This is a genomic window from Paenibacillus sp. FSL H7-0756 (assembly GCF_038006765.1).
Taxonomy (GTDB): Bacteria; Bacillota; Bacilli; order Paenibacillales; family Paenibacillaceae; genus Paenibacillus_AQ.
This window is the reverse complement of sequence record NZ_JBBOVT010000002.1, coordinates 551,300-576,507: the sequence shown is the minus strand read 5'-3', so window position 1 is coordinate 576,507 and position 25,208 is coordinate 551,300. Positions and strand designations below refer to the sequence as shown.

Sequence of the window (25,208 nt, the reverse complement as noted above, 5' to 3'; positions counted from 1 at the left end):
GTGAAACAAGCCCATTGCTTTCTGAACGGACTCGGTTATGGCTTGGAGCAAGCCGGGTGGGATGAACGTCCGCTCTATATCGGTGCTTGGGACGCGCCATTCAGCGTTACGGAGGACGGCAAGCTGACCTATTTCTCAGCGGATATCACCCCGTCGGAATATTTGCGGCTGTTCACCCGTCTGTACGGGGAAGGGGCCGTAGAGTGGTATGATTACGGGGCCGAAAAGCTCATCAACCTGAAGAAGTTCCTGGAGGTCCTGCGGCGTCATCCGGAGCTTCCAGTTTTGGTACAGCTTGACCTGTTTCATATGCCTTATCAAAAAAGAACGTTTCAAACCATGCATCAGCCCCATTTTGTCATCGTACACGGAATGCGGGGCGATCAATTCATGGTATACGACCGCTATTTTGAATGGGAAGGGTTTGTGGCCGAGAGCCATGTACACGATGCTTTTCTTAGCAATGAGCTGGGCGGGGGACTGCTGCTTCATCCCGAATGGCTCCATGCGCCGGACGCTCACGAGGTGGCGAGAATCTTCGAGGATACGATAGAGGCCGATCCGGGGGAACGGTCGCTAACCGGCATGGTGAGGCGGAGGATTATGCAGACGGTGGAGTCGCCCGATAGGTATCCGCCCGGGGCCTTGAAGGATGCTGTATCCCAGCTCGGCATCCTCGCCAAACGCAAATACAGCTACGGGCTGCTGTATCAATATTTTTCGGAAGCGCTTAATCAAGGTACGGAGCTGTATCAGGAGCAGCTGGAAGGATTCATAAGAATGTGGAGTACGCTCGCATACCTGGCGATCCGTACGTCCATGCCGGGACGAACCGGGGAAATCGGACTGCTGGTCGATAAGGTGGAGCAGCTGCACAGGACGGAGCAACAGCTGAAGGAGGAATTGATCGATGTCTATCATCGCTGGAAACCCCGATTTGCATGCGGAGTGCAGACCTAGGGTGGGCTGCTTCGACGGCCATTCCCCCCGGTTGAACGAACGGGTGATTGATGACCAATGGACAGGGTATCTGGCTGAATATACGGAGCTCATCCGAATTCCGCCGGTACGCTTTGCCAAGATCTTCGGGGGTTCGCTTCGCCAGTTTTCCAAGCAGCCGATGTCTTCGCTTCCGCAAGCCTCGGAGCGGCTGGCCCGATTATGCGAGGAATACGGAATCGATACGCTGTATGTGAACGCTCCTTATTTCATGCCTTTCTTAATGCTGGTTCGGAGCTTCGCCAAGCTTCCGCTTCGCTTCATGGTTATCGCCCATTCCGTCGCATCCGCCCGTTGGCTGACAACCTGGCTGTCCTGTGCGCCTTGGATTACAGAACAGGATGTGCTGCTTGCCAGTACGGAATCTTGCAGACAGGCGCTGGTTAATCTCTCACCCCGGTATGCGAATGCCCATAAGATCCCGTTATGCATCGACACCTTGCTGGCTGCGGAGCCGGTTCAACCGCTTGCCGGTAACCGTCTGTTATCCATCGGCCGGCTGGAAGAGGTTAAGAACGTTCATGTGCTCTTAGAGGCTATGGCGGAAATAAAGCAGCGTGTCCCGGACACTGTATTGACGATTGCCGGAGAATATACGGGGTCTTTGCAGGAAGCGGACCGGTATAAAGAACGGCTTGAAGCCCTCGTAGCGGAATATAGACTGGAGCAAGCCGTGGAGTTTACAGGTCCCGTCCACGGGAGTGAGAAAGACCGCCTGTTCCGGGAATCCAGGCTTCTGGTCAACCTCTCCACCGATCCGGGAGAGACGTTTGGCTTCAACCTCCTGGAAGCGAAAGCCCACGGTCTTCCTGTGGTCTGCACCAACTGGGACGGTTTCCGGGAGCTGCTTGTTGACGGCGAGGACGGTTCCTTCGTCCAGGTTGATTGGTCCGGTGAACTTCCGAAGATCGATCTGGACGGGCTGGTCCGCAGCTGCACCGAGGTTCTGCTGGATGAGAAGCTTCACGGCAATCTCTCGCAAGGAGCGCGGCATGGCGTTCTAATGTACGACTATCGAACCATCATGCCGCAGATCAGGAGGCTCCTGAATGCTCCCCTTGGACAGATAGCGGGTGAGGCGGAGGAGACCGCCCTGCTGGAATCTTCTATGAGAACGCTTAACAAAATCTATCATTGCAGCTTATTGGAAGCGACAGGCTGTTTGAGTGAATCGCCGCTGTCGGTTCTGGATTGGCAGCCGCAGGGTGACACGGGGGAATGGATGCGCAGGGTGAAGCCGCTTATTCAACATTTTGCCGGGAGGAACCATCATGCACACGTTTAAACTGTTCCGACGTCTTGCTCCCTACGTGAAGATCAAATGGAATTTAACCTTGACCGCTTATGTTTGTACGTTCCTGCAATTGGGACTCGTCATGCTTCAGCCCTTAATCTTCGCTTATCTGATCGACCACGTGCTGATTGGCGGAAACCGTAAGCTGATTGTCCCGCTGCTTAGCCTTTCCTTGGGAATAGGCGTTCTCTCCATCGTGTTCCTGTTTATCCGGGTAGGTCTGTTCCGCTATCTGGGCATCTGTAATATGCTGGATATCCGGAACGAGCTGTTGAAGCATGTCCGGCAGATTCCCATTCCGGAAATTCAGAAGGAAGGACCCGGGAAATTCTCGGCCTTGCTCGGGATGGATACAGCTACGATGGGAAATTTCCTCAACCACATCCTGGTCGAGATTACCTCACAGCTGTTTATGATGCTGATATCCCTCGGAATCCTGTTCTATATGGACTGGCGGCTTGGCATCGTTGCGACGCTTAGCATCCCCTTCCTCTTATGGGTGCCAGGGCTGTTCCGCAAGCCCGTGGCGCGTTATTCGTCCGACGTTCGAACCCATAATGAAGAGATCGGAACCTATCTCTATGAAGCGATCGAAAGTTCGCAGGAAATCCGGGCTTTAGGACTAGAGGGATGGGAACAGAAGCGGAATGAAACGATGTACAAGGGGCTGGTGAAGGCCAGCACCCGGGAAACGCTATATGCTGTTATGTCGTTTCAAATCAGCGGTTTCGTGATTAGCCTGATCCTGGCTGCCATCTATTGGATCGGCAGCGATCAGGTGCTCCACCAAATGATGACCGTTGGCATGATGGTTGCTTCCGTAACCTATCTGCAGAACGCTCTGAATCCGGTACAGCAGATTAACAACTTTTTCAGAGAGCTTCAAGGCGCGGAAGTTGCCATGGGCAGAATCGAGCAATTTATCCAGACCCCGATCGATCCCTATTCGGAAAACGAGAGGAAGCAGGCTTCGCCTGCAAGGAAGCCTCAGCTTGAAGCAACGCCGTCCGATATCGAAGTGTGCAATCTGCGCGTCGGGTACGGTGGAACGGAAATCTTGAAGGATCTGTCACTGTCGCTGTCTCCGGGCAAGGTTTATGCTTTCGTCGGGCGAAGCGGGTCCGGGAAATCCACTCTTTTCCGGGCGCTTATTGGGATGATGCCCGTTCTCGAAGGTGAAATTCGAATCGGCGGACAGAATCTGGAGGAGATGACCCGCAGCGCGATCAGCCGCAAGGTTGGCATCGTGTTCCAGGAGCCTTACTTGTTCCGGGGTACCCTTATGGAAAATATTGCTGTCGGGAAGCTGGACGCAACGGAGGAGATGGTCAAGCAAGCAGCCCTGAATGCGCGGCTCGGATCTCTGCTGGATCAACTGCCGGAAGGACTCCACACGAAGATTGACCATAGAGGCTTCCAGCTATCCGGCGGACAGCGGCAGAGGCTGGCTATTGCGCGTGCCCTCTTGCACAATCCCGATATTCTTATCCTGGACGAACCGACCTCCGCCTTGGACCAGCTTACGGAGATTGAACTCATGGATTCCATACGCCAAGTCATGGCGGGAAAGACGGTTCTGGTAGCGACCCATCGCCTGCAAACCATTATGAACGCGGACCGTATTCTGTTGATGGAGAACGGTTGTCTGGTGGCGGAAGGCAACCACGAAGAGCTCATGAAGCAATCGGCGGAGTATTATGCTATGGCCTCGACCTTCGAGCGCGATACATCTGTGGCCGGACAGGCATATCATAAAGAGGAGGGGGTGCTTGCATGAAGGGCATAGGCACCCTCAGAGAATTGTTTCAACGTGCACGAAGGCATGACCGGGGAATCACCTACGCGGCACGAAGCGGCGAGTCCGATTGGACAAGCTATGCGGAACTCGGAAACCGCATGGACCTTCTCGCTGAACGGCTGAAGCAGGAGCAGCTGCGTCCGAATTTTATCGGGGCCGTCTGGATGGCTCCGACGCCGGAGTGTCTGGCTGTCATCGGGGCCGTCATTTTGGCGGGAGGCATTCCGCTCCCCATCCACAGCTACATGCCAGGACAGGATATGCTTCGCCTCATCCGCAAATTTGAACCCGAAGCGGTGTTCGTCTCTGAAGAGAAGCTTCCCATTCTTGAGGAATGGAACATGCAAGGGGAAGAGTTGCCATTCTGCCTGTATGCAGGTATGGTAAGCGGACCGGTTGCAGGAATTAGCACCGCTCCCCGGCCGGTACGCCGGTACACGCCGCCAGAGGCCGCGCGGATGATATTCCTCTCCTCCGGTTCGACGGGAGAGCCGAAGGGGATCATGCTGAGCGACCACAACATGCTGTCCAATGTGGACGCAATCCTGGCGTACACGACTCTGTGCGACGGGGACATCGTTCTGCTCTCGAAGTCACTGGGGTATTGCTCGACCATTGTTGGGGAATGGTTCGCCGCCATGGCCTCTGGAGCCAATCTTGTTCTAAGCGGGGGCTTCGTGCATCCCTTCGAGATGATCCAGTGCGTCCGTAAGAACAAGGTGACCTTCTTATGCACTGTGCCGTCTGCGATCCTGCCTCTAATCCATTCCGCCAAATGGGCGGCGGAGGATCTGCTCACGCTCCGGCAGATGCTCATTGTCGGCGGCCCGATGCCTGCCGTCATGCTGCTTCGTTTGGCTGACCGTCTGCCTCACGTGCGGCTGACGCCCTCCTATGGACTGACCGAAGCCTCTCCACGCGTCTCGTATTTGCCCTACGCTCAGTTGAGGACGAAACCGCAATCCGCCGGGATACCCATTAACGGCGTCGAGCTGGCCATCGTTCAGGACGGAAGGGAGGCGGCCACAGGGGAGAGTGGTGAGGTGGTCGTTCGGGGGCCGAATGTGATGATCGGCTATTATGACGATCCGGATCGCACACGTGAGATCCTAGGCCCCCTCGGCCTGCATACCCGGGATACCGGGTATCTGGACGAGGATGGATATTTGCACTTGACCGGGCGAACCGATAACGCTCTCCTTGTCGGGGGACACACGGTGTACCCGGAAGCGGTCGAAAGCGTCCTATTAAGCTTGCCTGGGGTGGCGGACGCTGCTGTGTCGGCCGTAGAAGATCTTCAATGGGGACATCGTCTGATTGCCGTGATAGTATCCGAAGCTTCCACAGAGCCTGTCAAGAGCCCGGAGCTGCATGCCTGGTGCGTAAAGCGGTTATCCCCGGCCTTGCGTCCCAGGGAATTCCGCTTCGTTACAGCTCTGCCCAGAACAGCCAGCGGAAAGCTGGATCGCAAAGCTCTGAAATCTATGGTGAAGGAGGAAGAACATGTCCATAGAGCATGAAGATCTATTCTTTAAGGTGAGAGAAACGATAGCCGCTGTGGCCAAGAGGCTAACAAGCGAGGTCGAGCTGGACGATGCTTTGGTAGATGATCTGGGAATCGACTCCATTCAAATCCTGGAGCTGCTGGCGGCTCTGGAGGATACATTCGGCTTTGAGCTGGAGGTGGACGATATTCGCCCGGAATCGTTTCGAAGCGTCCAGGCCGTATTGCATTTTGTAGAACGCAAGGTGGCTTCATGAAAGTGTTCACCCCGGGCCATTTGCAAGAGCTGACCGGCGAATTGCGCCAGACGTACCCGTTTTATAACCCTTATACGGAAGTTGATTTCCATCAGCTGCCAATTACAGACAAACACTTGATCGCAGGCAACCGCGTCCTTTTCGAACATCCCGATGCGGGGCGGGTGATCGAATCGTTCACCTCGGGAACTACCGGAGTGCCGTTCCGCTGCGTGAAAACCCCGGAGGAGATATGGAAACTCTCGCTGACCCTGTATAAGCATCGTAAAAAGTGGGGGCTGCCGCCCAGGCACCGGATGCTGCTGCTGAGCAACCGTCTGCTGGCGGAGCCCAGGTCCCTTAGACATTATGCAGAACGGATGATCAGGGAAGATCCTCATTTTATCCAGGGGAGAGCTTCCGCTCTCTGCGCGTTGGCCGAATATATGCGTGACGAGGGATATTCGCTGCCGTCTTCCCTCCTGTTTACCCAGAACTGGGGCGAAACGCTGCATGGCTCCCAGAAAGAAGTGATCGAGGAGGTATTCCGCGTTCCATGCGTAGACTATTACGGTTTGGAAGAGCTCTGGTGTATCGCGTTCGCAGGCCAGAGCGGCCAACTGGAAATCGATGAGTCCGCCGTATATGTGGAAATTATCGATCCGGCCTCCGGACTCCATGTAGAGGAGGGGGAATTCGGCGAAGTGCTGGTCACCTCGCTGATCATGAGGAGTCTGCCTTATGTCCGTTACCGGACAGGGGATATCGGAAGTATTCGCAGGGACCCTGAAACCGGCCGTCTCCTTCTTCAACTGCTTCCCGTTCGAACATCCCAGATTCGGCTGCCTGGAGCGCAGGTGCATTCCGCCGTCTTCCGGTATTTGGACAAGTTTTTTTGGGAGCTTGCTGCAGCCAGAGGAGTCCGCCAATTTCAGATCGTGCAGAACACATACACCTCTTTTTCTGTCCGGCTGGCGACTGAAGCCTCGCCAAGCGAGTTCGAGGACGTGCAGACCAAGCTATCCGCTTTTCTTCACCAAGCGGCGGGCAAGCCGGTGAAATTGTCTATAGAAACCGTCTCAAGGCTCGAAGCCGATCCTGTCAGCGGCAAAATACCGTCCTTTGTTTGCCGAATTTCCTCAAATGAAGAAGGAGAATGAAGAGATGACGTCTCATACGGATACGCCGGATGCCAAGCCGGAAATGATGAAGCTGGCGGCGATGGAATGTGCAGCTTCCTGCATCATGACCCACTTATACCGGTCCGGGGCCAACCCTGATCTGTTTCTGCTGGATTACTGGAATGTCAATTATGTTTCGCGCATTATTACGGCGAGCCAGCATGTGCGATTGAACAAAAGCTTGCCCTTCCTGTACGGCATCCATCTGGTTTACAAGGGAACTGGACCTGAGGCGCTAAAGCAGTCTGTTCAGTCAGGGAACCGTGCGGTAGTGAAATGCCGCCCAGCCGATCTGGATTTTTTCCCTCCCAATATGCTGAGCATGGCGGAGAGCGGATTCGAGCATTATATCCTCGCAGATAGCTTCGATGAAGCGCGTAACGCCTTCAGAGTATTCGATCCCATTGTCGGTTTCAACGGATTCCTGACCGGAGAAGAGCTTATGCGGGCATCGGCGGAGCCGGAAGAGGAGGACATCATTTTCTACGAGCTTCAGCCGGATCAAGCAGGGAAGGGGTTCGAGCCTCCCGGCAAGCGTGATATCTTCGCCTATGCAGCCAAGCGAAACTACGACATGTATGTCCGTTCTCAATACAGTTCGGGTACCGCCGCATTGGACAGCTTTGCCCGTGATTTGCAGGAATCTCTAGCTTTAAGCCCGGAACAAACCTCGAACTGGCTGAGCCAGAACTCGGTCGCCATTGCTTCCATAACCAAGCTCCGGTCTTCCATATGGAATAGCTTTGCCCGGCTGGGCGTGATGGACAAGGGGCAGGCGCTGGAAGGGACGAACCGGATCAGCGGGATCGTGAAGTTATGGACGGCACTGAATTTCCTGCTTGTGAAATACCGCAAGCACATCGGGGACGAAGCGCTGCTGTGCTCGGCTCTTGCCAGGCTGCGGGAAATTCGGGATGCGGAGCTTCAATTCCTGGCCTGGATGAATGGAATAGGCGGTGATCTGACTGCGGTATAATCTATGCACGATTTCTTTTCGGCACGAGCTGGTATCCATCCGGGAGTTGCTCCGTTATGCTCATGAAACGGGCTTCAACGGTATAGAACTGTGGGGCGTCCATGCCAAGGCTTTGCTTCGCCAACGGGGACAGGAGCTGGGAGGTATGCTGGACGAAATGTTCAGCTACGGGCTTGAAATCAACATGCTGAGTGATTATATCCCTCTCATGGCGAATATCCCAATGGACGTTCTGCTTCAGGAATGGCAGGAAACCGTACAGGCCGCCAAAGCGTTCCACACAGATAAGCTAAGGATTTTCGCCGGAAACCTGAGCAGCCAATCTCTTAATGAGAAGGACTGGGAGCTATGCAGCGGACGTCTAAATATCCTGTGCGCCGCAGCAGAGAGGGAAGGGGTCTATACAGTGGTTGAGACTCATCCGGGAACCGCTGCCGACGGCTTAGATTCCACACTTCAACTGCTCAGGCAAACCGGCCACCCTGCCTTGAAGCTGAATTTGGACTTTCTGCACATTTGGGAATCGGGCGCTGATCCCCTTGCCGCCTACGAACGCTTAAAGCCATGGATTGTCAATATCCATCTGAAGAATGTGGAATCCCGGCAATGGCTTGAAGTATTCTCTCCTGACAATATATATTCTCCGAGCGGCAGCCGCAGAGGTATCGTACCCTTGGCCGATGGAGAAATGGACTGCCAAGCCATAATGAAGCGCCTTATCTTGGACCCTACCCGAGCCCCGGTATCTCTGGAATGGTTCGGAGCCATACCCTTTCAAATCTTAAAGTCGGAGCTGGGCTGGCTTAAAGGGCTGGAGTCCGATCACAAGCCGGAGAAAGTGGAGGTGACGGGATATTGAATAACGCACCTTATGTGGAGCATCTGACCGGAACGCGGGCACCGAAGCTCTGGTACTCCAATATTAATTGGGAACAAGGAAAAGCCGCTCAAGAGATTCGCTTACCCCAAATTAACAATGCGTCCGGAGACCGGCTCGTCTCGCAAATGGATCTCTACCAAATTTATTTGGCTGACCGGGAGGATCTTGTTCTCCTGAAAGAGGCTCCGGATCCTGAATTCCTATCTTATTTGGAAGAAGAGAAGATAGCTATACCCTCAATCGCGACTGGCACACGTTCTGAATATACGGGTGAGTTTCGCAACCGGATTGCTGTTCCTTACTTGATGGACGAGCAGGAGGAGCAGTTTCTCAAGGAAAACGGAGGGAGGTGGATCGGCCCGCCAGCCCGATTGTCCGTGGAACTGAACAGCAAGATCGCAACGCGTAAATTATGCGAAGAAATCGGCTTTCCAGTCAGCGACGGTAGGATATGCGAGGGGCTTGACGCGATCCGCCGTACTTGCGCCGAGTTGGAGGGACGGCATCCTGGAGCCCGGCTGGTTGTAAAAACCGCTTACGGTTCTTCCGGTAAAGCGCTGTTCCATATCCATAGAGGCCCGGATTTGGAGATGCTGCTCGGATATTTAGAGAGGCAGATCTCGCGGGGAGGCGGGCAACCGGTTGTGACGGTGGAACGCTGGCATCAGGTCGAGCGCCATCTGACGGCACAACTCTGGCTGGGGGGAACAGATTGCGAGATCCTGGCTATGACCGAGCAGAGGATTACGGATGCAGGAGTGTACAGGGGGAGCCGTCTGCACCCGGACCTGCCTGAATCCTTGATCGCGGCTTATACCGAACAGCTGCAGCAGCTGGGTACATCTTTACATTCCCGGGGCTACGAGGGCTTTCTCGGGGTAGACTCCATACTGGATGAAGACGGAACTTTAATACCGGTTATTGAGATCAACGCCCGTCTTACCATGGTCACGTATTTGCTGAAGATTCGCAAGCATTTGCTCGAACGCGGGTTTCCTAGAATGGAGACTCAATCCTATGATTTCAAGCTCCACCCTGGGGCCAGATTTGCAGAATTTGCCGAAAAGGTGACATCGATAAGAATCTCTGCCGGACAAGGCGGGGCATTCGTGTATGGTTTCCACCAGGATGGGGAATCGGCAGACCGCATCCGGCCTTGCAGGGTCTCGGCTCTGAGCTGGGGTGTGGACGATGAAGCGGAGAAGCTTGCCCGTCAAGGGCTGGAGGAAGCAATCATGGAATGGAGGGGAGATGTCATATGACTATGGCTTCACAACGACTGTCTACTCAGCAGGAAGTGGGCCAACCCTTTTGGCTGGAAGCAGTCGAGCCATTTGGATCACCCGTTTATGTATATGACGAGGGAAAGCTGGCCTCCGATTATTTTTCGCTGCGGGACGCTTTACCCAAGGATGTGACGCTATATTATTCCATGAAAGTCAATCCCAATCCGGAGGTATGCCGTCTCATAAACGGCTGGGGTTCGCCGATCGAAGTCGCATCGGTAGGGGAATATGAGATTGCCCGCTCTAACGGGGTAAATCCGCACAGCATCGTGTTCACTGGACCGGGCAAAAGCGCGGACGAGATTCATCATGTGCTTCGCCATGGGATTTACGCGATTAATTCCGAGTCCATCCCGGAGCTATTCGTCATTCACGATGAAGCGGTTGCGCTTGGTATTGCCGCTCCCGTTATGTTAAGGGTCAATTTGTCTACTGGAGCCAAAGGCTCGCGGATGTCATCGGTCGGACATGCCTCCCAGTTTGGCATCGATGACAGTGAAATTAATGAAGCGGTGCAAACCGCCATTACCCTTGAAGGGCTAGAGCTGATCGGATTGCATACGTACCAGGGCACGCAAAATTTCCACCTCGACTTTTATAGGGAGAGCGTTCCGATGATGTTCGGTCTCACCCGGCAGGTGCGAGACCAATTCGGCCTGCAGCTTCGATGCGTAGGGCTCGGCGGCGGTTTCGGCGTTCCCATGTTTGAAGGCGATGAGCCGTTTCCTGTCGAAGCTTTCGGGGCGTATCTTGCCGGGGAGTTAGAGCGCAACCGGGATCTGGAATTGGAAATGGTATTCGTAGAATCAGGGCGGCGAATTGCCGCAACGATGGGGATTTATGCGGTCAGAGTGCTGTACACCAAGCTCTCCAAAGGCAAAGCCTTCGCCATTGTCGATGGGGGAACCCACCATCGGGCTTTTTCCAGCCTGATGGGACGAAGCTTCAAGCAGCCTCTGCCGCTTCAGCTTTGGAAGGCGGGGGAGCGCAAGCTATACGAATCCGGTGAAGGAGAAGGCCGAATCTCCTACAATGTTTGCGGTAAATTGTGCACTCCCGCAGATGTGCTGCAAGGCAGCGTCATGCTCCCCCCTCTAGAGCCGGGGGATTGGATCGCGTTTCCCCATATGGGGGCATATGGCTTAACCTGCGGCAATGTTCATTTTCTGTCTCATGCTCTTCCGAAGGAAGTTATGCTTCGCCCTGACGGTACGTTAAATGATGTGAGCTGGCTATCCACCTAATAAGTGAGTTCATCATAGGGAGTTGACCATGTGACGCCTACCCATCGAATTTTACCTTATAATGACATATGGCTTGATTGTGTCAATAATAACTTGATGTCGATTCTCATTAGTCATCATTCATCGTTCGAGAAGCTGCCGCTGACTTTTAAAACGCAGTACTGGAAAAAACTCATCAACCAGACATTCCCCGAAGATAATTTTGAAAGCTTGCTGCAACAAGGATTAATGCTGCCGAAGGTTCAATATGACACGGAACAGCTTTATCATTATCTTCGCTTTGAGGATCAGCTTCTTGAGCAATCTGATCTCCCTTTGCTGGATGAGATGATTCAAGGCGCTTTAGACAAGAAGAAATATGTCTTTTTCGATGTGGACCGCTTTTTTTATTCCAGTGGAAGAGAAGCCGGAAAAATACATTTTATCCATCCGACCTTTATTCATGGAAAATGTGCGAGTAGGGATGCATACACAGTAATTGAAGATTGCTTATCTCCAGGGCGAATGCACGATTATCAAACTCCGCTTGAAGTCATTATGGAATCTACCCAATATCTAATCACAAGCGGCAAAAAGGTTAGATTCATCATGGTTTCTGTGCATGAAGGATCGATAAGGAATTTTAACCATGAATTTTCAGTACCGGACTCGTTTATCTCAGAACTCAGAAGCAATCTATTGGATGATAAAGTCGTTTTTCTTGAGCAATATGGTCTTCAATATCAGTTGGGACTACAAGCGTTGACCGATTATGTAGAGGAATTCGAAGAAGTTGTAGGCAATTTGAACGAAACAAGCATATTTGCCTTAAGAAGCAGTTCTTTTGCACAGAATCATAAGAAGAATAACAGGCTTTTCAAGTTACTGGAAGATCAATCGTCCCGTACCAATCTCTATAAGAAGTTAGCTGAACAAAGCATGGAACTAAGCCATTTATGGGAAATTTATAGAACGACAGTTATTAAAATGATCGCATCGAATCGTGTTCGTGATCAAGCTATCGTAAAACTCGAAGAGATTGTGAAGAAAGAATATAACATGGTCCAGACGATGAAAATGGCAACTGAGGTTAGTAACTCTTAGAAAAATAACCCCACAAAGTGACCCCAAAACATATAAATTCTTATCTATAAAAAAGACCGCCAATTGGCGGCTTTTTTTAACTTACTCGTTATGATCGGGCAGCAGATACAAGGCAAAACATTTTATAACGTTGCCCAGCATAAATACTTCAACAAAGACGGCGGCCGTGTCATCTACTTCGAAGGAACCTATACGAATACATTCACGAGCCATGTCCCGACGCCGCGTTATAACTACAACCAGGTCATGTATAAGCTCGACTTGGCAAACCCGAAGCTTGGACTTGCGCCGGTTCAAGGAACAAGTGATAATGAAGTCAGACTAATGGATAATGACTGAAACTTCTGTTCATTGAGGGGGATTATGAAATGCTGAGAGGTTTGACCTTAAGCGGTCTGGGGGCAGTGGAAAGTGACGAGCGGTTCATCGAACTGGCCGGCAACGGCGGTTTTCAAGCGGTTGATCTGGATGCCAGAGGATTGATACAACGTCTGGGAGTAGACGGAGCCCGTGCCAAGCTTGAGCAGCACGGCGTCGTGATTGGTGCGATAGGTTTGCCCGTGGACTGGAGAGCTGATGAGGACCAGTTTCGGGCAGGGCTGACTGGCTTGACTGAAGCGGCGGCGCGTTCGCTCGGCTGCACACGCTGCTGTACTTACATCCTGCCATCAACCGACGCCAAACCTGCCCACTTTTTAGCAGTCGCCACCCGGCGCCTGCGGATCTGCGCGCTAATACTAGGTGCCTATGGTATCAGGCTGGGACTGGAATTTGTTGGACCGCATCATCTGCGGACGGCCTGGAAATACCCCTTCATCTGGACGATGGAAGAGACGCTGGACTGGATAGACGCGATCGGGGAACCGAATGTCGGTCTGCTGCTGGATGCGTTTCATTGGCACACGAATGGCCAGTCTCCAGATGACATTGAGCGGCTGCAGGCGCAGCAAGTCGTTCATGTGCACATTAATGACGCGCCGGATATACCTCTGGAGGCTGTGCGGGATAACGGGCGTCTGTACACCGGGGAAGGTGTCATCAATCTGGAAGGTTTTTTAAGAGGACTGCAGCATATTGGTTATGACGGAATCGTATCCCAGGAGGTTCTGACGGCAGAACAGCCGGAAGATAAGCCTGAGCAGCTGATTGTCCGCTCCAAGGCAGGGTTCGACCGCGTATTTACCGCTGCCGGAATCCCGGTGTAAGAAGATGAATCCAGTGAAGTGAGCAGCAGAACAAATAATGCCCCGTCATTCGGGGAACGAATAAGACCTTTCCGTAAAAGTTCCAGGCTTTTCGCGGAAAGGTCTTATTACGTCTTGAATACGCCTCCTGAATAACTTCCAAATCTAACGACGAAGTGAAGCGGCTGTGAGAAGTCAGCAGAAGCCATAGTGACCAGGAAGTTTTTTTCGCGGGAAGGGTCTAACAATCGTAAGTTTCGGATCCTTCATGGCCCATGACAATCTTGAAAGACTTTTGAAAGACTTCACGCCAGTAGCCTGCAGCGAGGCGTTCGCCACTGGTTTGCATGAGGGTAGCTGGCAGTTGAAATGCCGCGCTTGTAATAGCTTACAATGGTATGATGACCTTCTGCAACAACACTGAGATCTGATGCTTTCACGGCGATAGCGGGATGGTCAGCTACGTGAGCAATCGCTCAGGCTGACCCGGAAATGGTTCGCACTGCCACTCCACTGCAGCGCCGCCGAGCTGCCGCCGGATCGCCCAGGCCGCGCTACTAGGCTATGTTCAGCTCATGCTCCTGGTTCTCAAGAAGCTACGGGAACCAGCAGTTCCGGTTAAGACGGCTTGCAAGTTACTTCGCTTACTTCTTTCAAATACTTTAGTTACTTGGGACAGTGTATAAATGTACTAACTACAAACACTTCATTTTTATCGGAAAACAATTAGTGGACCTTCAAAGTCGTCATGATTATAAAAGTATCATCGAAGAGTCACAACACTATTGCCATTGACAACTACTAAATAATCCATCAATACTAAAAGCAGAACCGGTTTTGAACAAAACCTCCTGATTTCAACTTTTTCTAATAATCGAAATATAGGCATTATTTGAAAAATGCTTGTCTCGTGAAGATAGAGAAGGGTTAGAGACATTAGAAACATAAGCACAGAAATAGTGCCCTTACTGTAAATGGGTGCAACATCCGTCTCCTTAAGCTGTCCATTATTTAATAAGGATTAACGTATCCTAAGCACAAAAGTCCAGATTCGAAGGAGAGGGCTAGAAATGGAACGACAGTATCCATCAGATATTTCCCAACAATTAATTGATCAGGCATTAGAAAAAATAAAGGTAGTATTTACCTCGAAGTGGCTTAAAAATTCGTTAGAAAATCATATTATTGGGATATTGTGGAATAGAACGGATTTTATATCTACTTTAGAGTTGTATACTTTTGGGCGAGCATTAATAATTATGGATAATATTAATGCTCAGTGGTTAAAAGGGCAGATTAAACAAATTAAGGGCAATAATGAAAATAGACAAAGGGGGGCTTTTTTTGAAATAATAGCACTAAGCTATCTAGTGCACTCTTCATATACTATTATACCCGCACCAAACTCCCAAGCTGGCTTTGATGCATCGCTTAAACCTTCTTCTTCCAACTTTCCAGAGACTAAATTATCTATAAAAAACTACGGACGATCAATTCATGATCGAAAATTTGAAGAATATGGTTCAAAGTTAGAAAAAACAATTCAAGATTCAATGAAAAAAGTTGGTCTATATTATGCTGAGTTTTTTGTCGTATTCGATGGAAGTAGTTCACTTATGTCAGAAGATTGGGAGAATTTACTTTTGAAAATTCCTTCATTTATTAAAAAATTCAAGAACGCAAATAGAACCCATAACAAAATTCCTATCCCTATGAGATTTAGAATAAATAATTCTTGGTTTATAAATATACACCAGAGCTCCATTAAGCAGCTTGAGCTTCATCAGAGGGTAACATCGTATAGTCTTATTGTTTCTGCACCTTATCATCATAATGAATTTTTGAATTTATACGAAAAATTAGACAATGCTCATGCTAATTTTACAAAACACTCTACAAATTTAACTTCAAATCTAATTCTAATACATTTACCGCTGACTATTTCCATGACTCAATGCGAGAAATGGACTAAGCAATATTTCGAAGATAATCCTGGAGCTCTAGCGCAGATAGTTATTTTTTATCAATGCGCTGTAACCTCTAATCTAGAGGACTCGACTAGATACTTAACTCATACCTTCCATTTCGTCCAAAACCCTTACCAACCATTGTTCAAACAATTATTATATATATCAACACCAGTGGGTGTATATTCAACAGATTCAATACCTATACAATTAATAGACAGAAATAATTCTACACTGCTTGCTCCAGTGGAGAATTATTATATATATCAACGAGGTGCTTTTTACAATAAACTTGTTGAAATCGAGCCAGGAGTACATGAAATGGAAACAAAATTATTAGCTCCTGGAGTGCGTCAATTTACTATATTAGAAGAAAAGGGAAAGTTTTTAACTATAGGAGGTAATTTTGAATTGACTGATGAGTTACTAATTCTTTAATTTATATTTTGATCCTTGGGCAACAGCGGAGCGAGATGGTGCTTTCCCGACACGTGAGGTTTGCGCGACTGCTATCGTTCTTGACAGAGACTGATCCGGACATCGAGGGCCTGATCCAAGGCAATAGGACGTTCGCGTCGGTGGCCTACGGACCGGATAACCTGAAAGAACTGCAAGCGCGGGTAAAGGCGTTCACGGCGGAGTTTTGGTAGGACGAGCTGCGCGCGCTGGTCTAGCGCGAGATCGGGAGTGCGCAGTCCTCGTGACAACCTTTACACCCGAGCAGCCGCAACACGCCACGGCAGTGACCATGGGACCGGTCTGGAGTTGGGCGAAATGTACGGGTTCGATATCAACACGATGTCCTACGGAAGCCTGTTCGCTGTGCAGGTTGCGACCGAGATGGTAACCGAGAGCGGACCCAAGACACGGGCGGTCGGCGCGGACCGGCATTCTGGGATCATGGACGGGGGCGCTGTTTGGGGCCGGGAACGATCGTTCCGCACCTGCTTCGAAGGGCTCTGGCGGTGCCATCGGAGGCTATCTGCCGTCACCAGTAGAGGATGGTAGCACTTTCGCCACAGCGCCGTCGAGTTCACCCAGATCAGCTGCGGGGTGCTATTGGCGCAGGAAAACCCGGAAGGGCGGTGGGAGTCAGTTGGCGGTCCCACTTCTTCTCACCATTTCCAGCATCCAGCAGCTGATACCGGAAGAGGAGATTACATGGCCCCATTCGGCAGCCGCGGTTCTGAGTTGCAAGCAGATCTGTTGCCGGATCGAACGGAGAAGCATCAAGAGAAGTGAGCCTAGCCCGTCCTCCGATCCGGAGGGGCGGAGGATGGCCATATCCTTCCTCCGCAGCAACAAACGAACTACAGTTGATCAACAATAATATCAACAACGGCAATATTGACAACCCTTTAGTGTTTACAGTATTTATAAGAGGAGTAGAAGTTAATGATTTTGCAAAAGTTCAGTGATGCTGAAAGTAGCATTTATCTTCAAAATATGATTAACGATACTAATACTAATTTAGAGGGACTTATCTCCACCTCAACTTCTCCTAACCGTGCGAATTACAGGCAAATCAAAAAAGGTGGTAATATTGCTTTAGCATACTTTCATGATGTGAAACTAAATGCAATTAGAAGATTCATTGCACATAGCTCATTTAATGATAAACAGTATTTTCATTTAATTCAAAATATCCATGGTCCTACTTATACTGCTTGCTTTCGACCAAGCCTTGTTAATCGCACTAATCAATTCCAGACTTCGATTTATAATAGTAGATGCGATCAGTTATCAACAGCATGGCAAAGGTGGGACGATTCTGAGTCCAAGATTTTAGAAGAAATATATCATGCCAATACATCGTATACTGTTCAAAATAATGAGATTTTTTTATGGACTAAACTTTATCCTTGCCCGAGTTGTCGATGTGTCATTGAGAATTTTGAAAAGGCACTTGGATATACTGTTAAAGTTTACTACAATAACCGTGATTTGAATAACCCTTGCGATAAAGGAGATGGGTGCAGTGTCTGAAGCTTTAGAAAAATATCAGGACTTCACTTACTTGGTTAAAAGGAATTTTACTGAATGTATTAATAATGGTTATGACTTTTATGGAGCTGCAGAAAAGTTGAAATTTGAGCTAGAACCAATGATAGAAGATGACTTTGACGCAACAGTGTTGTACATTGAATTGGCCCACTTATATGCAGAAAAAAATCTCCTTGACCCATTTCTTTATGTATATGATAAACTAATTGCAATTTATAAAGTAAACAGTGTAGTTGAAATTCCTGCACAACTCAAAGATTTAAATGGCACTTTTGAACAAATCCAATTGAATTATAAGGCAAAAAAAATATCTAAATATTTCGAAGAAACCTTTAATGATAGGGATATCGGCTAATTTGCTTAATAATCTATAAAGTGCTTAAAATTTTACTCAATATTATTTGCGTGATAAGCAGCGGAAGAGACCATATGGTCACAAATCAGAATTATGTGGCGGGTCGCGGCCCTCGCCGAGACTCTTGCTGCGGCTGGATCACCGCCGGCTGAAACGTCCCTTGGAACATCAATGATAGTCCAGTCTCTATCCGCTAAAAGAATAAACCTTATGATTATTATGAGAATACAATCGACACAAAAATCGTTAAACATCATTACTCGAATCATTGCTTAAGAAAAAAGAGAGCTATATCAAAAATGAAATCCTATTACTGTCGGTAGACAAGAACATAGTCCCAAAAGAGCCCTCGCCCAGCGCGGGTTTTCTGCTTTATGGGACCAAGTTCTTGTCCTTTTCTTTGGACAAGAACTTGGTAGTATTGTCGATTTGATAATCAACTATAAAGTAAGTATCAAAAGTAAATATAGTATGAATTCCTGGCGCAGTCGGCGTGGGGTGACTAGGAAAGGTGGTGGGAGTTGACCGGCCGGGCGCTCAGTAAAAACCACCTTGTTCGTATCGTGAACGCAGGCTCCTCTAGCTTCTATGGTGGGTGAGGCCGAAGCGTTGGCCAAAGAAGTGTCCGAATAACAATATCAAGCAGGAAATGCGCGATATGCTGAGAGAGTTTTATCCTTAACTAGGATTTAATAAGCATCGTGTTAATGAAGGGATCGATTCCTCAGAGGGAAATAGTCCCTTTTTTACATGCCGCCATTCGTGGCTGTAATGATCATTGAAGGGAATGGAAGAGCGATCTACAAAAAGATTGAAATCCATAATTAGGTAGTTTACTGTTGAGGTGAAGAACTAATGTGTGGGAGGAATAGAAATGAGCGAGCAGCAGCGTACGATAGAATCATTCAATCAATGGCGTCCTCGACTGAAGCAATTGATCATTCGGAATTTTCGCGGAATAGGCAATTATCCAGTCACAATTGAACTGGATAAGATTGTCGTTTTAGTAGGGCCAAACAATGTTGGCAAAAGCTCGATTCTTCGGGCCTATGAGGTAGCAATGTCCGAGGGCTCCAATGAAGCAATTCTGCTGCAGGATGACTTTCCAGGTGGTGTTATAAATCACGAGTCTCTCCCCATGATCGAGCTTCATACAGTTGTTCAGGATCATGCTCCTGGAGCGAGATGGATACATACGGATTCACTTACCCAAGAGAAGGTAGTCAAGGAGAGATGGACGTGGGCCGCTCCAGGTGCACCCAAGCGTCAAGGCTTCGATGTTGAAAAAAACATTTGGGCTGAAGATGCGGTTCCATGGGGTGCACCCAATGTCGCCAACTATAATCGACCTAAGCCACATCGAGTTGATGCTTTTTCAGATCCTAAAGTACAAGCGGATGTCATCGTCAAACTGCTGAGCAATGTCATAAAAGAGAGAGTAAAAGATGTTCAAGAAGAAGCTGGGGAATCTCAATACAAACATTTGCTTCGTACGATCGCAACATTAAGACAGCAAGTAATAAATGAATCGATCGGGCATATCGAAAAAATTGAACTACAGGTCTCGCAGCTACTCAGTGAAGTTTTCCCTGGATACGTTGTTAAATTTGATCCTCGGGCAGAAGAGGAAGCGGAGAGTGACCTTAATCTATTTCAAAAAGTAAATAACGCACAGCTAAAAATGGGACATGGTGAAAATGGTCATTTAACCACACTGGATCGTCAAGGAAGTGGTGCAAGACGTACTTTATTGTGGAGTGCCTTACGAATGATTGCAGAGACGAATGTGAATAAAGGAGGAAAGAAAGGGGCGAAAAAAGAAACAATAGAAGGTGAGGAGAATCGGCCTCATGTCCTTCTATTGGACGAGCCGGAGCTATGTCTTCATCCAAATGCCGTAAGAGAGGCTTGCCGAGTATTATACGATTTACCGAATACGGGAAACTGGCAAGTGATTGTAACAACACACTCTCCTGCTTTTATTGACGTCTCTCGCGATAACACAACCATTATTCGAGTAGAACAGATTAATGGACAAATTTCCGGAACAACAGTATTTCGTCCAGAGAGAGTCAAATTAGATGATGAAGACCGCTCCCTTTTAAAGCTTATGAACATTTTTGACCCTTATGTTGCCGAATTCTTCTTTGGGGGACGCTGCATTATCGTAGAAGGGGACACGGAATATACGGCGTTTAAGCACATCATGGCAACAAAGCCGGGAATATATAAGGATGTGCATATTATTAGAGCAAGAGGAAAAGCTACCATTATTTCATTAGTCAAAATACTAAATCATTTCGGTTCTCGTTATTCTGTCCTGCATGATAGTGATACACCAACAACCCTTAGAAAAGGAAAAACAATAAAAAATCCGGCATGGGCACATAACGAAAAAATATATGCAGCGATAAGCGATACAGGATCGTCCGCATACTTCAAATGTTCGGTTACTAGCCTCACTGGGGAATTTTGAGAAAGCGTATTTTGCGCAGGAAGTAGGTAGTGAGAAACCCTACAATGCAATTATTCATTTGCAACACAATGAGCAACAATTCGAAAAGGTGGAACAACTGCTGGATGCTCTTCTGGATCATAGTAAAGTTCCGCCTGAAGGTGCTCTTGAATGGACGAGCATTGCTCAGTTAGAGGAGATGGTTGCTGCACAAGCCAGTATTGAACTAGTAGCTGCAGGAACTGAAGTTACGATAGATGAGGTGTTTTGAGGAGCGTAGTAGGTAGAAAGCGATTTTCATTTTATAGGACTTTATAACAAAAGTACGGTCTTATATATTGGGAATTGGAGCTTGTAATCCGTTCTTTATGTATTAGGTGAATTCAGGTAACGACTATAATGACCATAAAAAAACAACTCCTTAATGAGTTGTTTTTTTATGGTCAAGAGAGGCCTAGTCGGCAATGGGACCATGTTTTTGTCCTACAAGGGACTATGTTCTTGTCCACCGACAAGATAAAGACGACAAGAAGTCTTTATGTAAAAGGCATTTAATCTCCATACATACATATGTACAAAATACGGGTTTTGTGAATAAGTATGTTCAAATCATTTCAGGAATGTTCAAATTAGCTTATATGTTACATGTCCTGCAATCGACATCTTGATTGCAGGACTATTGTGTCATCTCTTATCAAACTAGGTTTTAGTCAGGATTTCCTTGCCAGAATCTATTTTTCGTAAATAATCGGTGCCTTGTGGATATATGCGCCGTTTTCCAATGCGTCTACGGCGAATTTCGCCACATTCATACGGCTAATCATCAGAGCAGGCTTAGGGCCTCCGACCTCTGTTACCTGCAATGTTTTCGATTTGTCGCTATTACTTAATCCCACAGCACGAACAAGCGTCCAATCGGTATCCGTATCGCGGATTTCTTGATCCACCCAATTATGATCATCATATGTCTTGCCCACATTGGTATATTTTTCCAACCAACGAAGGAGAATCGGAGCTGTGGAAAAGGAATCCCCTACCCCGAGCGCCGAGATGATTACAATACGCCGAAGTCCTCTTTTTTCCATAGCGATCACCGTGCCTTTTACTGCGTTTGCCATAAATCGCGGTGGGCTAACCTGCTTTGCCCACGGAAAATCGGAGGTACGCACATTGTTCAGCGCCACGAGCACTCCTTGCGTACCCTCCATAGCATGGTCAATATCTTCGGGATTTTCCGGCGTTCCTTTGAATAAGGTCAGACCTTCTCGTGGTTGTATTTTGTCCGGGTTGCGAACCAGTGCGTTCACTTTATAGCCTTTGCGCAAAGCGTAGTCCAGTATAAGGCGTCCGGTACGCCCGCTTGCGCCCAGGATGAGTATCTTTTTCATATTGCGCTCCTTGTATGTTTTCAGAAAAGTATCGTATATCTAACTGCAATACCTCACTTTTCTATCACCTATTGTTTTTACAACGGATGTTGTATATTTGGATTATATTATTATCCAAAGATTGTTCAACCAACGGTTTTAAACTTTTGTCGGATATCCGACAAATAAGTGAATATGTATAGAAAATTATAAATAGAAACGGGGATTTCCTATGGCTGAAGCAAAAATAGATCCACGTATTATTCGTACACGCAGATTAATCATGGATGCATTTATTCATCTTTCAACCAAAAAAGAATTTAAGGATATCACCATCCATGATATTACGGCAGAAGCAACAGTGAATCGTGCCACCTTCTATTATCACTTCACCGATAAACATGATTTAATGGAAAAAGCAATGAAAGAGGAATTCACGAACAATGTCTTTAATGAAATCAATGAGTACAAAGAACTGAATCAAACAACAATCATTAATGTTTTCCTGTCCGTCACAAATTTTCAGGTCGCTTTATCAAAACAGTGTCGATACAGCTTCGAGACCTTCAAAGCAACCCTTGAAGCAAATATACAAAAAGAACTGGAAAGGATTTTTTACCAATTGTTGTTAAATGAACATTCCTCTGTCAGCGATGAATCTCTAAGAATCGCAGCTGTCATATTAAGCTGGGGAATTTTGGGGGCTTCGGTTGATTGGCAACACAATAACACTGCGCCACCAGAAGAATATATAAAATTGGCTATTCCTTACGTTACGAACGGAATTAATTCCCTTCTTCCAAGATGAACGCCAACAAAATGAGTTCGAAATTAAGAAATTCTTAAGATTTTTCCTTTAATTTTCTTCAGAGTTTATCTCTATGATGGATACATTGATTATGCATTGAATCGATTATCGATTATCCATTTAGGAGTTGAGCGCTTGAAGCTTATGAAACCTTCCAACAAATCCGCTTATTTATCTTTGCTGTGGCTTGCAGCGATTCCAAGCCTGAATATATTTTACGGCATTCTAAATCGGCCTGGAGTTCATGTCTATAGTCTTGCCACAACGCTGGATTCCATGATTCCTTTTATACCAGCCTTTATCATTCCATATATCCTGTGGTATCCGTTCATTACAGGTGCATTGATCGCACTCGCTTTTATAGACAGAAAATCTTATTTCCAAACGCTGACTGCACTTTGCTGTGGTCTGGTGATTTCTTACATTTTCTTTTCATTGTTCCAGACAGGAATTAACCGTCCGGATCTTCAGGGTCACACCAGCTTTCTCTATACGATGGTATCTTACGTCTATAGTAATGATCAGCCCTATAACTGTTTTCCATCAATCCATGTATTAACCAGTTATGTGATTCTTCGGGGAACCCGCATCTTCGGACGAGCGATATGGGTGATGACCTCTGCCCTCTCCATTCTAATTATCGTCTCTACTGTGCTGGTGAAGCAGCATGTGGCGGCCGACATTGCCGGGGGAATTGTGGTTGGAGAGCTGTGCTTCAGGGTGACGGGTCAAGTGCTCCATTCCCTGTCATCCCGTACGCGATCGGCCGGCTTGGAGCGATGATGAAGATAATGACTCTTCTGTCCTCGCTCTCCCGCCGCCAGAGTATTCGCACTCATATCGTCGTTCGTGCCTGTGCAAGCTTTCTGATTGCGTTATTTGTAACCTTTCTGTGTGCCCTGCCGCTTGCTTATCTGGCTGACCCCAAGCTCATTCACTTCTATTTTGTGTTTCTTACTGGCATCTTTACCATTTTACTTGTAATCTCTTTAACGATTCTAACTCGTCCGTGGCCTGGAGAATTCTCCTGTATGGAGACGGCGATCAGACAAGAGATTCACGAACCGCTGGAAGAGGTTGTAAGAAAAATAAAGTGCATCCGCTCCAACTCTGCTACGAATCAGGAGGAACGGCTGATGATGATCCAGGATACCTGCGCAGAAATCATGCAAATTCAAGACCGGCTGAATGAATACATCCTAAAAACCCGCTGCTAATCAGAGACCGCTCATCCAATCACTGCAACAGCCTCCATCCGCTTTAAGCCTTGCCAACTAGTTGGTTAGGCTTTTTTTGTGAGATTTTTTATGAACATACTTATAGATTCTTTAGATTTTCTTCAGATTTATACTCATTAATTCCTAATTTTTATTCTTTATGCTTGCTATATCAACCACTGAGGAGGCAAAAACAATGATCAGTCACACCCTCTTAGAGCTGTTTCATCAGTATGGATATCTGATTTTTTTCGTTGCCTTCTCGTTAGGGCCATTTGGCATTCCTATTCCGAATGAGATCACGATCATCAGCGGTGCCATCTTGAGCAGCACCGGTGCTTTCAATTCATGGATCACCTACTTCTGTATTCTCGGCGGACTATTAACGGCCATTACAGTTGCTTATTTTGCAGGCAAGCTATTCGGTCCCCAGCTCCGCCGCAGATTTCAGCATCATAAGCACTTTGTTAAGGCTGAACAGCTTCTGAAGAAGTATGGCAAGTATGCCATGTGCATCGGGTTGTTTATCCCGCTTGTGCGGTACGTTCTTCCCATAGTCATTGGACTGAGCGGCATACGTTACCGGAGATTTGTGCTCGTCTCCTATTCCAGTGCTTTGCTATGGACCATCACCTATTTTACAGCCGGCACTTATTTCGGCGCTCCTATATTATCAGCGCTTCAATGATTTCATTTGCAACTGGTTATATTACCAATACACATACGGAGGAACCCTACATGAATACCAATGAACCTATCCTATTCCTAAGAAGCTTCCTGCAGAATCCCAAGCATGTGGGCAGTGTCATGCCCAGCTCCCGTTTTCTTGCGAACAAAATGGTGAAACAGGCATCTTGGCCGGAGACAAAAGCCGTAGCCGAACTCGGCTCAGGGACAGGTGCCATCACCCGTTATATTCATCAGCATGCACAAGACTCCACCAAAGTGTTATTGTTCGAGATGAACGACACGATGAGGAATAATCTGCGGACCGCATATCCGGACTTCGCCTGTTATCCCGATGCCTCACGATTAGTTGAAGCCATGAAGAAGGAGGGCGTTCAGCAGCTCGATTATGTTTTTAGCGGCTTACCCTTCTTTAACTTTGAATCTGAAGTAAGACATACGCTGGTCGATCAGATTCATAAGGCACTGAAACCTGGCGGAGTATTCATCGCCTTTCAATATTCACTTCAAATGAAGAAGACACTATCCGCACACTTTGTCATTGAAAAAATAAAAGTAGTACCCGTCAATCTCCCTCCTGCATTCGTTTATGTCTGCCGCAAAAAGGAAACAATTTAAACATCCCAGGCTATCGTTTACACTGGAGTTATCCGCTCAAGGAAACAAAGTCCAAAAGGAGTTAT

Annotated in this window: 24 protein-coding genes; 23 read left to right on the top strand and 1 reads right to left on the bottom strand. The window is 48.0% G+C overall.

Annotation, left to right across the window (positions count from 1 at the left end; all coding sequences use genetic code 11):
* The 18 genes from NST04_RS19345 (at position 1) to NST04_RS19260 (ending at position 20,717) form a co-directional block, all read left to right on the top strand.
* Positions 1 to 960 (top strand): DUF6005 family protein, encoded by a 960-nt coding sequence (locus NST04_RS19345; RefSeq protein WP_341185683.1) that lies wholly within the window; start codon positions 1 to 3, stop codon positions 958 to 960.
* Positions 911 to 2,284: a glycosyltransferase family 4 protein gene (locus tag NST04_RS19340; protein ID WP_341185682.1), complete on the top strand. Its 1,374-nt coding sequence runs from the start codon at positions 911 to 913 to the stop codon at positions 2,282 to 2,284. The genes NST04_RS19345 and NST04_RS19340 overlap by 50 nt, the downstream gene beginning before the upstream one ends.
* Positions 2,271 to 4,070 carry an ABC transporter ATP-binding protein gene (locus NST04_RS19335; RefSeq protein ID WP_341185681.1) on the top strand — a complete coding sequence of 600 codons (1,800 nt, stop codon included), beginning with the start codon at positions 2,271 to 2,273 and terminating at the stop codon, positions 4,068 to 4,070. The genes NST04_RS19340 and NST04_RS19335 overlap by 14 nt, the downstream gene beginning before the upstream one ends.
* Positions 4,067 to 5,611, top strand: a complete 1,545-nt coding sequence (locus tag NST04_RS19330) for a class I adenylate-forming enzyme family protein (protein ID WP_341185680.1) — start codon at positions 4,067 to 4,069, stop codon at positions 5,609 to 5,611. The genes NST04_RS19335 and NST04_RS19330 overlap by 4 nt, the downstream gene beginning before the upstream one ends.
* Complete coding sequence (locus NST04_RS19325) at positions 5,595 to 5,852, top strand: acyl carrier protein (RefSeq protein ID WP_341185679.1); 258 nt, start codon at positions 5,595 to 5,597, stop codon at positions 5,850 to 5,852. Before NST04_RS19330 ends, NST04_RS19325 begins: the two co-directional genes overlap by 17 nt.
* Positions 5,849 to 6,991 carry a hypothetical protein gene (locus tag NST04_RS19320; RefSeq protein ID WP_341185678.1) on the top strand — a complete coding sequence of 381 codons (1,143 nt, stop codon included), beginning with the start codon at positions 5,849 to 5,851 and terminating at the stop codon, positions 6,989 to 6,991. The genes NST04_RS19325 and NST04_RS19320 overlap by 4 nt, the downstream gene beginning before the upstream one ends.
* A gap of 4 nt (positions 6,992 to 6,995) precedes the next feature.
* On the top strand, positions 6,996 to 7,988 hold the full coding sequence (locus tag NST04_RS19315; RefSeq protein WP_341185677.1) for a hypothetical protein: 993 nt from the start codon (positions 6,996 to 6,998) through the stop codon (positions 7,986 to 7,988).
* A gap of 46 nt (positions 7,989 to 8,034) precedes the next feature.
* Positions 8,035 to 8,847, top strand: a complete 813-nt coding sequence (locus NST04_RS19310) for a sugar phosphate isomerase/epimerase family protein (protein ID WP_341185676.1) — start codon at positions 8,035 to 8,037, stop codon at positions 8,845 to 8,847.
* The gene (locus NST04_RS19305; protein WP_341185675.1) at positions 8,844 to 10,130 is read left to right on the top strand and encodes an ATP-grasp domain-containing protein; all 1,287 of its coding nucleotides are present in this window, start codon (positions 8,844 to 8,846) and stop codon (positions 10,128 to 10,130) included. Before NST04_RS19310 ends, NST04_RS19305 begins: the two co-directional genes overlap by 4 nt.
* Before the next feature lie 2 nt (positions 10,131 to 10,132).
* On the top strand, positions 10,133 to 11,398 hold the full coding sequence (locus NST04_RS19300; protein ID WP_341185674.1) for a hypothetical protein: 1,266 nt from the start codon (positions 10,133 to 10,135) through the stop codon (positions 11,396 to 11,398).
* Between the two features lie 30 nt (positions 11,399 to 11,428).
* On the top strand, positions 11,429 to 12,481 hold the full coding sequence (locus NST04_RS19295; protein ID WP_341185673.1) for a hypothetical protein: 1,053 nt from the start codon (positions 11,429 to 11,431) through the stop codon (positions 12,479 to 12,481).
* Between the two features lie 90 nt (positions 12,482 to 12,571).
* Complete coding sequence (locus tag NST04_RS19290; RefSeq protein ID WP_341185672.1) at positions 12,572 to 12,820, top strand: hypothetical protein; 249 nt, start codon at positions 12,572 to 12,574, stop codon at positions 12,818 to 12,820.
* Positions 12,821 to 12,849: 29 nt separating this feature from the next.
* The gene (locus NST04_RS19285; protein WP_341185671.1) at positions 12,850 to 13,686 is read left to right on the top strand and encodes a sugar phosphate isomerase/epimerase family protein; all 837 of its coding nucleotides are present in this window, start codon (positions 12,850 to 12,852) and stop codon (positions 13,684 to 13,686) included.
* A gap of 1,049 nt (positions 13,687 to 14,735) precedes the next feature.
* Positions 14,736 to 16,070 carry a hypothetical protein gene (locus NST04_RS19280; RefSeq protein WP_341185670.1) on the top strand — a complete coding sequence of 445 codons (1,335 nt, stop codon included), beginning with the start codon at positions 14,736 to 14,738 and terminating at the stop codon, positions 16,068 to 16,070.
* Between the two features lie 957 nt (positions 16,071 to 17,027).
* Positions 17,028 to 17,618 carry a deaminase domain-containing protein gene (locus NST04_RS19275; RefSeq protein ID WP_341185669.1) on the top strand — a complete coding sequence of 197 codons (591 nt, stop codon included), beginning with the start codon at positions 17,028 to 17,030 and terminating at the stop codon, positions 17,616 to 17,618.
* Positions 17,611 to 17,991, top strand: a complete 381-nt coding sequence (locus NST04_RS19270) for a hypothetical protein (protein WP_341185668.1) — start codon at positions 17,611 to 17,613, stop codon at positions 17,989 to 17,991. Before NST04_RS19275 ends, NST04_RS19270 begins: the two co-directional genes overlap by 8 nt.
* Before the next feature lie 874 nt (positions 17,992 to 18,865).
* Complete coding sequence (locus NST04_RS19265) at positions 18,866 to 20,467, top strand: ATP-dependent nuclease (protein WP_341185667.1); 1,602 nt, start codon at positions 18,866 to 18,868, stop codon at positions 20,465 to 20,467.
* Positions 20,468 to 20,555: 88 nt separating this feature from the next.
* A complete protein-coding gene (locus NST04_RS19260) occupies positions 20,556 to 20,717 on the top strand; it encodes a hypothetical protein (protein ID WP_341185666.1) in 162 nt (53 codons plus the stop codon).
* 460 nt (positions 20,718 to 21,177) lie between these two features.
* Here NST04_RS19260 and NST04_RS19255 read toward each other — a convergent pair whose 3' ends face one another.
* Positions 21,178 to 21,834 carry an NAD(P)-dependent oxidoreductase gene (locus tag NST04_RS19255; RefSeq protein ID WP_341185665.1) on the bottom strand — a complete coding sequence of 219 codons (657 nt, stop codon included), beginning with the start codon at positions 21,832 to 21,834 and terminating at the stop codon, positions 21,178 to 21,180.
* Between the two features lie 211 nt (positions 21,835 to 22,045).
* Here NST04_RS19255 and NST04_RS19250 point away from each other — a divergent pair, with 211 nt between their 5' ends.
* The 5 genes from NST04_RS19250 to NST04_RS19230 all read left to right on the top strand — a co-directional run bounded on the left by NST04_RS19250 (position 22,046) and on the right by NST04_RS19230 (position 25,143).
* On the top strand, positions 22,046 to 22,621 hold the full coding sequence (locus tag NST04_RS19250; RefSeq protein ID WP_341185664.1) for a TetR/AcrR family transcriptional regulator: 576 nt from the start codon (positions 22,046 to 22,048) through the stop codon (positions 22,619 to 22,621).
* A gap of 144 nt (positions 22,622 to 22,765) precedes the next feature.
* Positions 22,766 to 23,404, top strand: a complete 639-nt coding sequence (locus NST04_RS19245) for a phosphatase PAP2 family protein (RefSeq protein WP_341186798.1) — start codon at positions 22,766 to 22,768, stop codon at positions 23,402 to 23,404.
* Positions 23,401 to 23,838 (top strand): hypothetical protein, encoded by a 438-nt coding sequence (locus NST04_RS19240; protein ID WP_341185663.1) that lies wholly within the window; start codon positions 23,401 to 23,403, stop codon positions 23,836 to 23,838. The genes NST04_RS19245 and NST04_RS19240 overlap by 4 nt, the downstream gene beginning before the upstream one ends.
* 196 nt (positions 23,839 to 24,034) lie before the next feature.
* Positions 24,035 to 24,526 (top strand): DedA family protein, encoded by a 492-nt coding sequence (locus NST04_RS19235; protein ID WP_341185662.1) that lies wholly within the window; start codon positions 24,035 to 24,037, stop codon positions 24,524 to 24,526.
* A gap of 50 nt (positions 24,527 to 24,576) precedes the next feature.
* Positions 24,577 to 25,143, top strand: a complete 567-nt coding sequence (locus tag NST04_RS19230; RefSeq protein ID WP_341185661.1) for a class I SAM-dependent methyltransferase — start codon at positions 24,577 to 24,579, stop codon at positions 25,141 to 25,143.
* Positions 25,144 to 25,208: the final 65 nt, after the last annotated feature.

What these genes read in the sequence shown, in the direction of transcription:
- NST04_RS19340 (WP_341185682.1), top strand. Translation starts at nt 911, where the DNA reads ATGTCTATCATCGCTGGAAACCCCGATTTGCATGCGGAGTGCAGACCT.
- NST04_RS19335 (WP_341185681.1), top strand. Translation starts at nt 2,271, where the DNA reads ATGCACACGTTTAAACTGTTCCGACGTCTTGCTCCCTACGTGAAGATC.
- NST04_RS19330 (WP_341185680.1), top strand. Translation starts at nt 4,067, where the DNA reads ATGAAGGGCATAGGCACCCTCAGAGAATTGTTTCAACGTGCACGAAGG.
- NST04_RS19325 (WP_341185679.1), top strand. Translation starts at nt 5,595, where the DNA reads ATGTCCATAGAGCATGAAGATCTATTCTTTAAGGTGAGAGAAACGATA.
- NST04_RS19320 (WP_341185678.1), top strand. Translation starts at nt 5,849, where the DNA reads ATGAAAGTGTTCACCCCGGGCCATTTGCAAGAGCTGACCGGCGAATTG.
- NST04_RS19315 (WP_341185677.1), top strand. Translation starts at nt 6,996, where the DNA reads ATGACGTCTCATACGGATACGCCGGATGCCAAGCCGGAAATGATGAAG.
- NST04_RS19300 (WP_341185674.1), top strand. Translation starts at nt 10,133, where the DNA reads ATGGCTTCACAACGACTGTCTACTCAGCAGGAAGTGGGCCAACCCTTT.
- NST04_RS19290 (WP_341185672.1), top strand. Translation starts at nt 12,572, where the DNA reads ATGATCGGGCAGCAGATACAAGGCAAAACATTTTATAACGTTGCCCAG.
- NST04_RS19285 (WP_341185671.1), top strand. Translation starts at nt 12,850, where the DNA reads ATGCTGAGAGGTTTGACCTTAAGCGGTCTGGGGGCAGTGGAAAGTGAC.
- NST04_RS19280 (WP_341185670.1), top strand. Translation starts at nt 14,736, where the DNA reads ATGGAACGACAGTATCCATCAGATATTTCCCAACAATTAATTGATCAG.
- NST04_RS19275 (WP_341185669.1), top strand. Translation starts at nt 17,028, where the DNA reads ATGATTTTGCAAAAGTTCAGTGATGCTGAAAGTAGCATTTATCTTCAA.
- NST04_RS19265 (WP_341185667.1), top strand. Translation starts at nt 18,866, where the DNA reads ATGAGCGAGCAGCAGCGTACGATAGAATCATTCAATCAATGGCGTCCT.
- NST04_RS19255 (WP_341185665.1), bottom strand. Translation starts at nt 21,834, where the DNA reads ATGAAAAAGATACTCATCCTGGGCGCAAGCGGGCGTACCGGACGCCTT.
- NST04_RS19250 (WP_341185664.1), top strand. Translation starts at nt 22,046, where the DNA reads ATGGCTGAAGCAAAAATAGATCCACGTATTATTCGTACACGCAGATTA.
- NST04_RS19245 (WP_341186798.1), top strand. Translation starts at nt 22,766, where the DNA reads ATGAAACCTTCCAACAAATCCGCTTATTTATCTTTGCTGTGGCTTGCA.
- NST04_RS19240 (WP_341185663.1), top strand. Translation starts at nt 23,401, where the DNA reads ATGATGAAGATAATGACTCTTCTGTCCTCGCTCTCCCGCCGCCAGAGT.
- NST04_RS19235 (WP_341185662.1), top strand. Translation starts at nt 24,035, where the DNA reads ATGATCAGTCACACCCTCTTAGAGCTGTTTCATCAGTATGGATATCTG.
- NST04_RS19230 (WP_341185661.1), top strand. Translation starts at nt 24,577, where the DNA reads ATGAATACCAATGAACCTATCCTATTCCTAAGAAGCTTCCTGCAGAAT.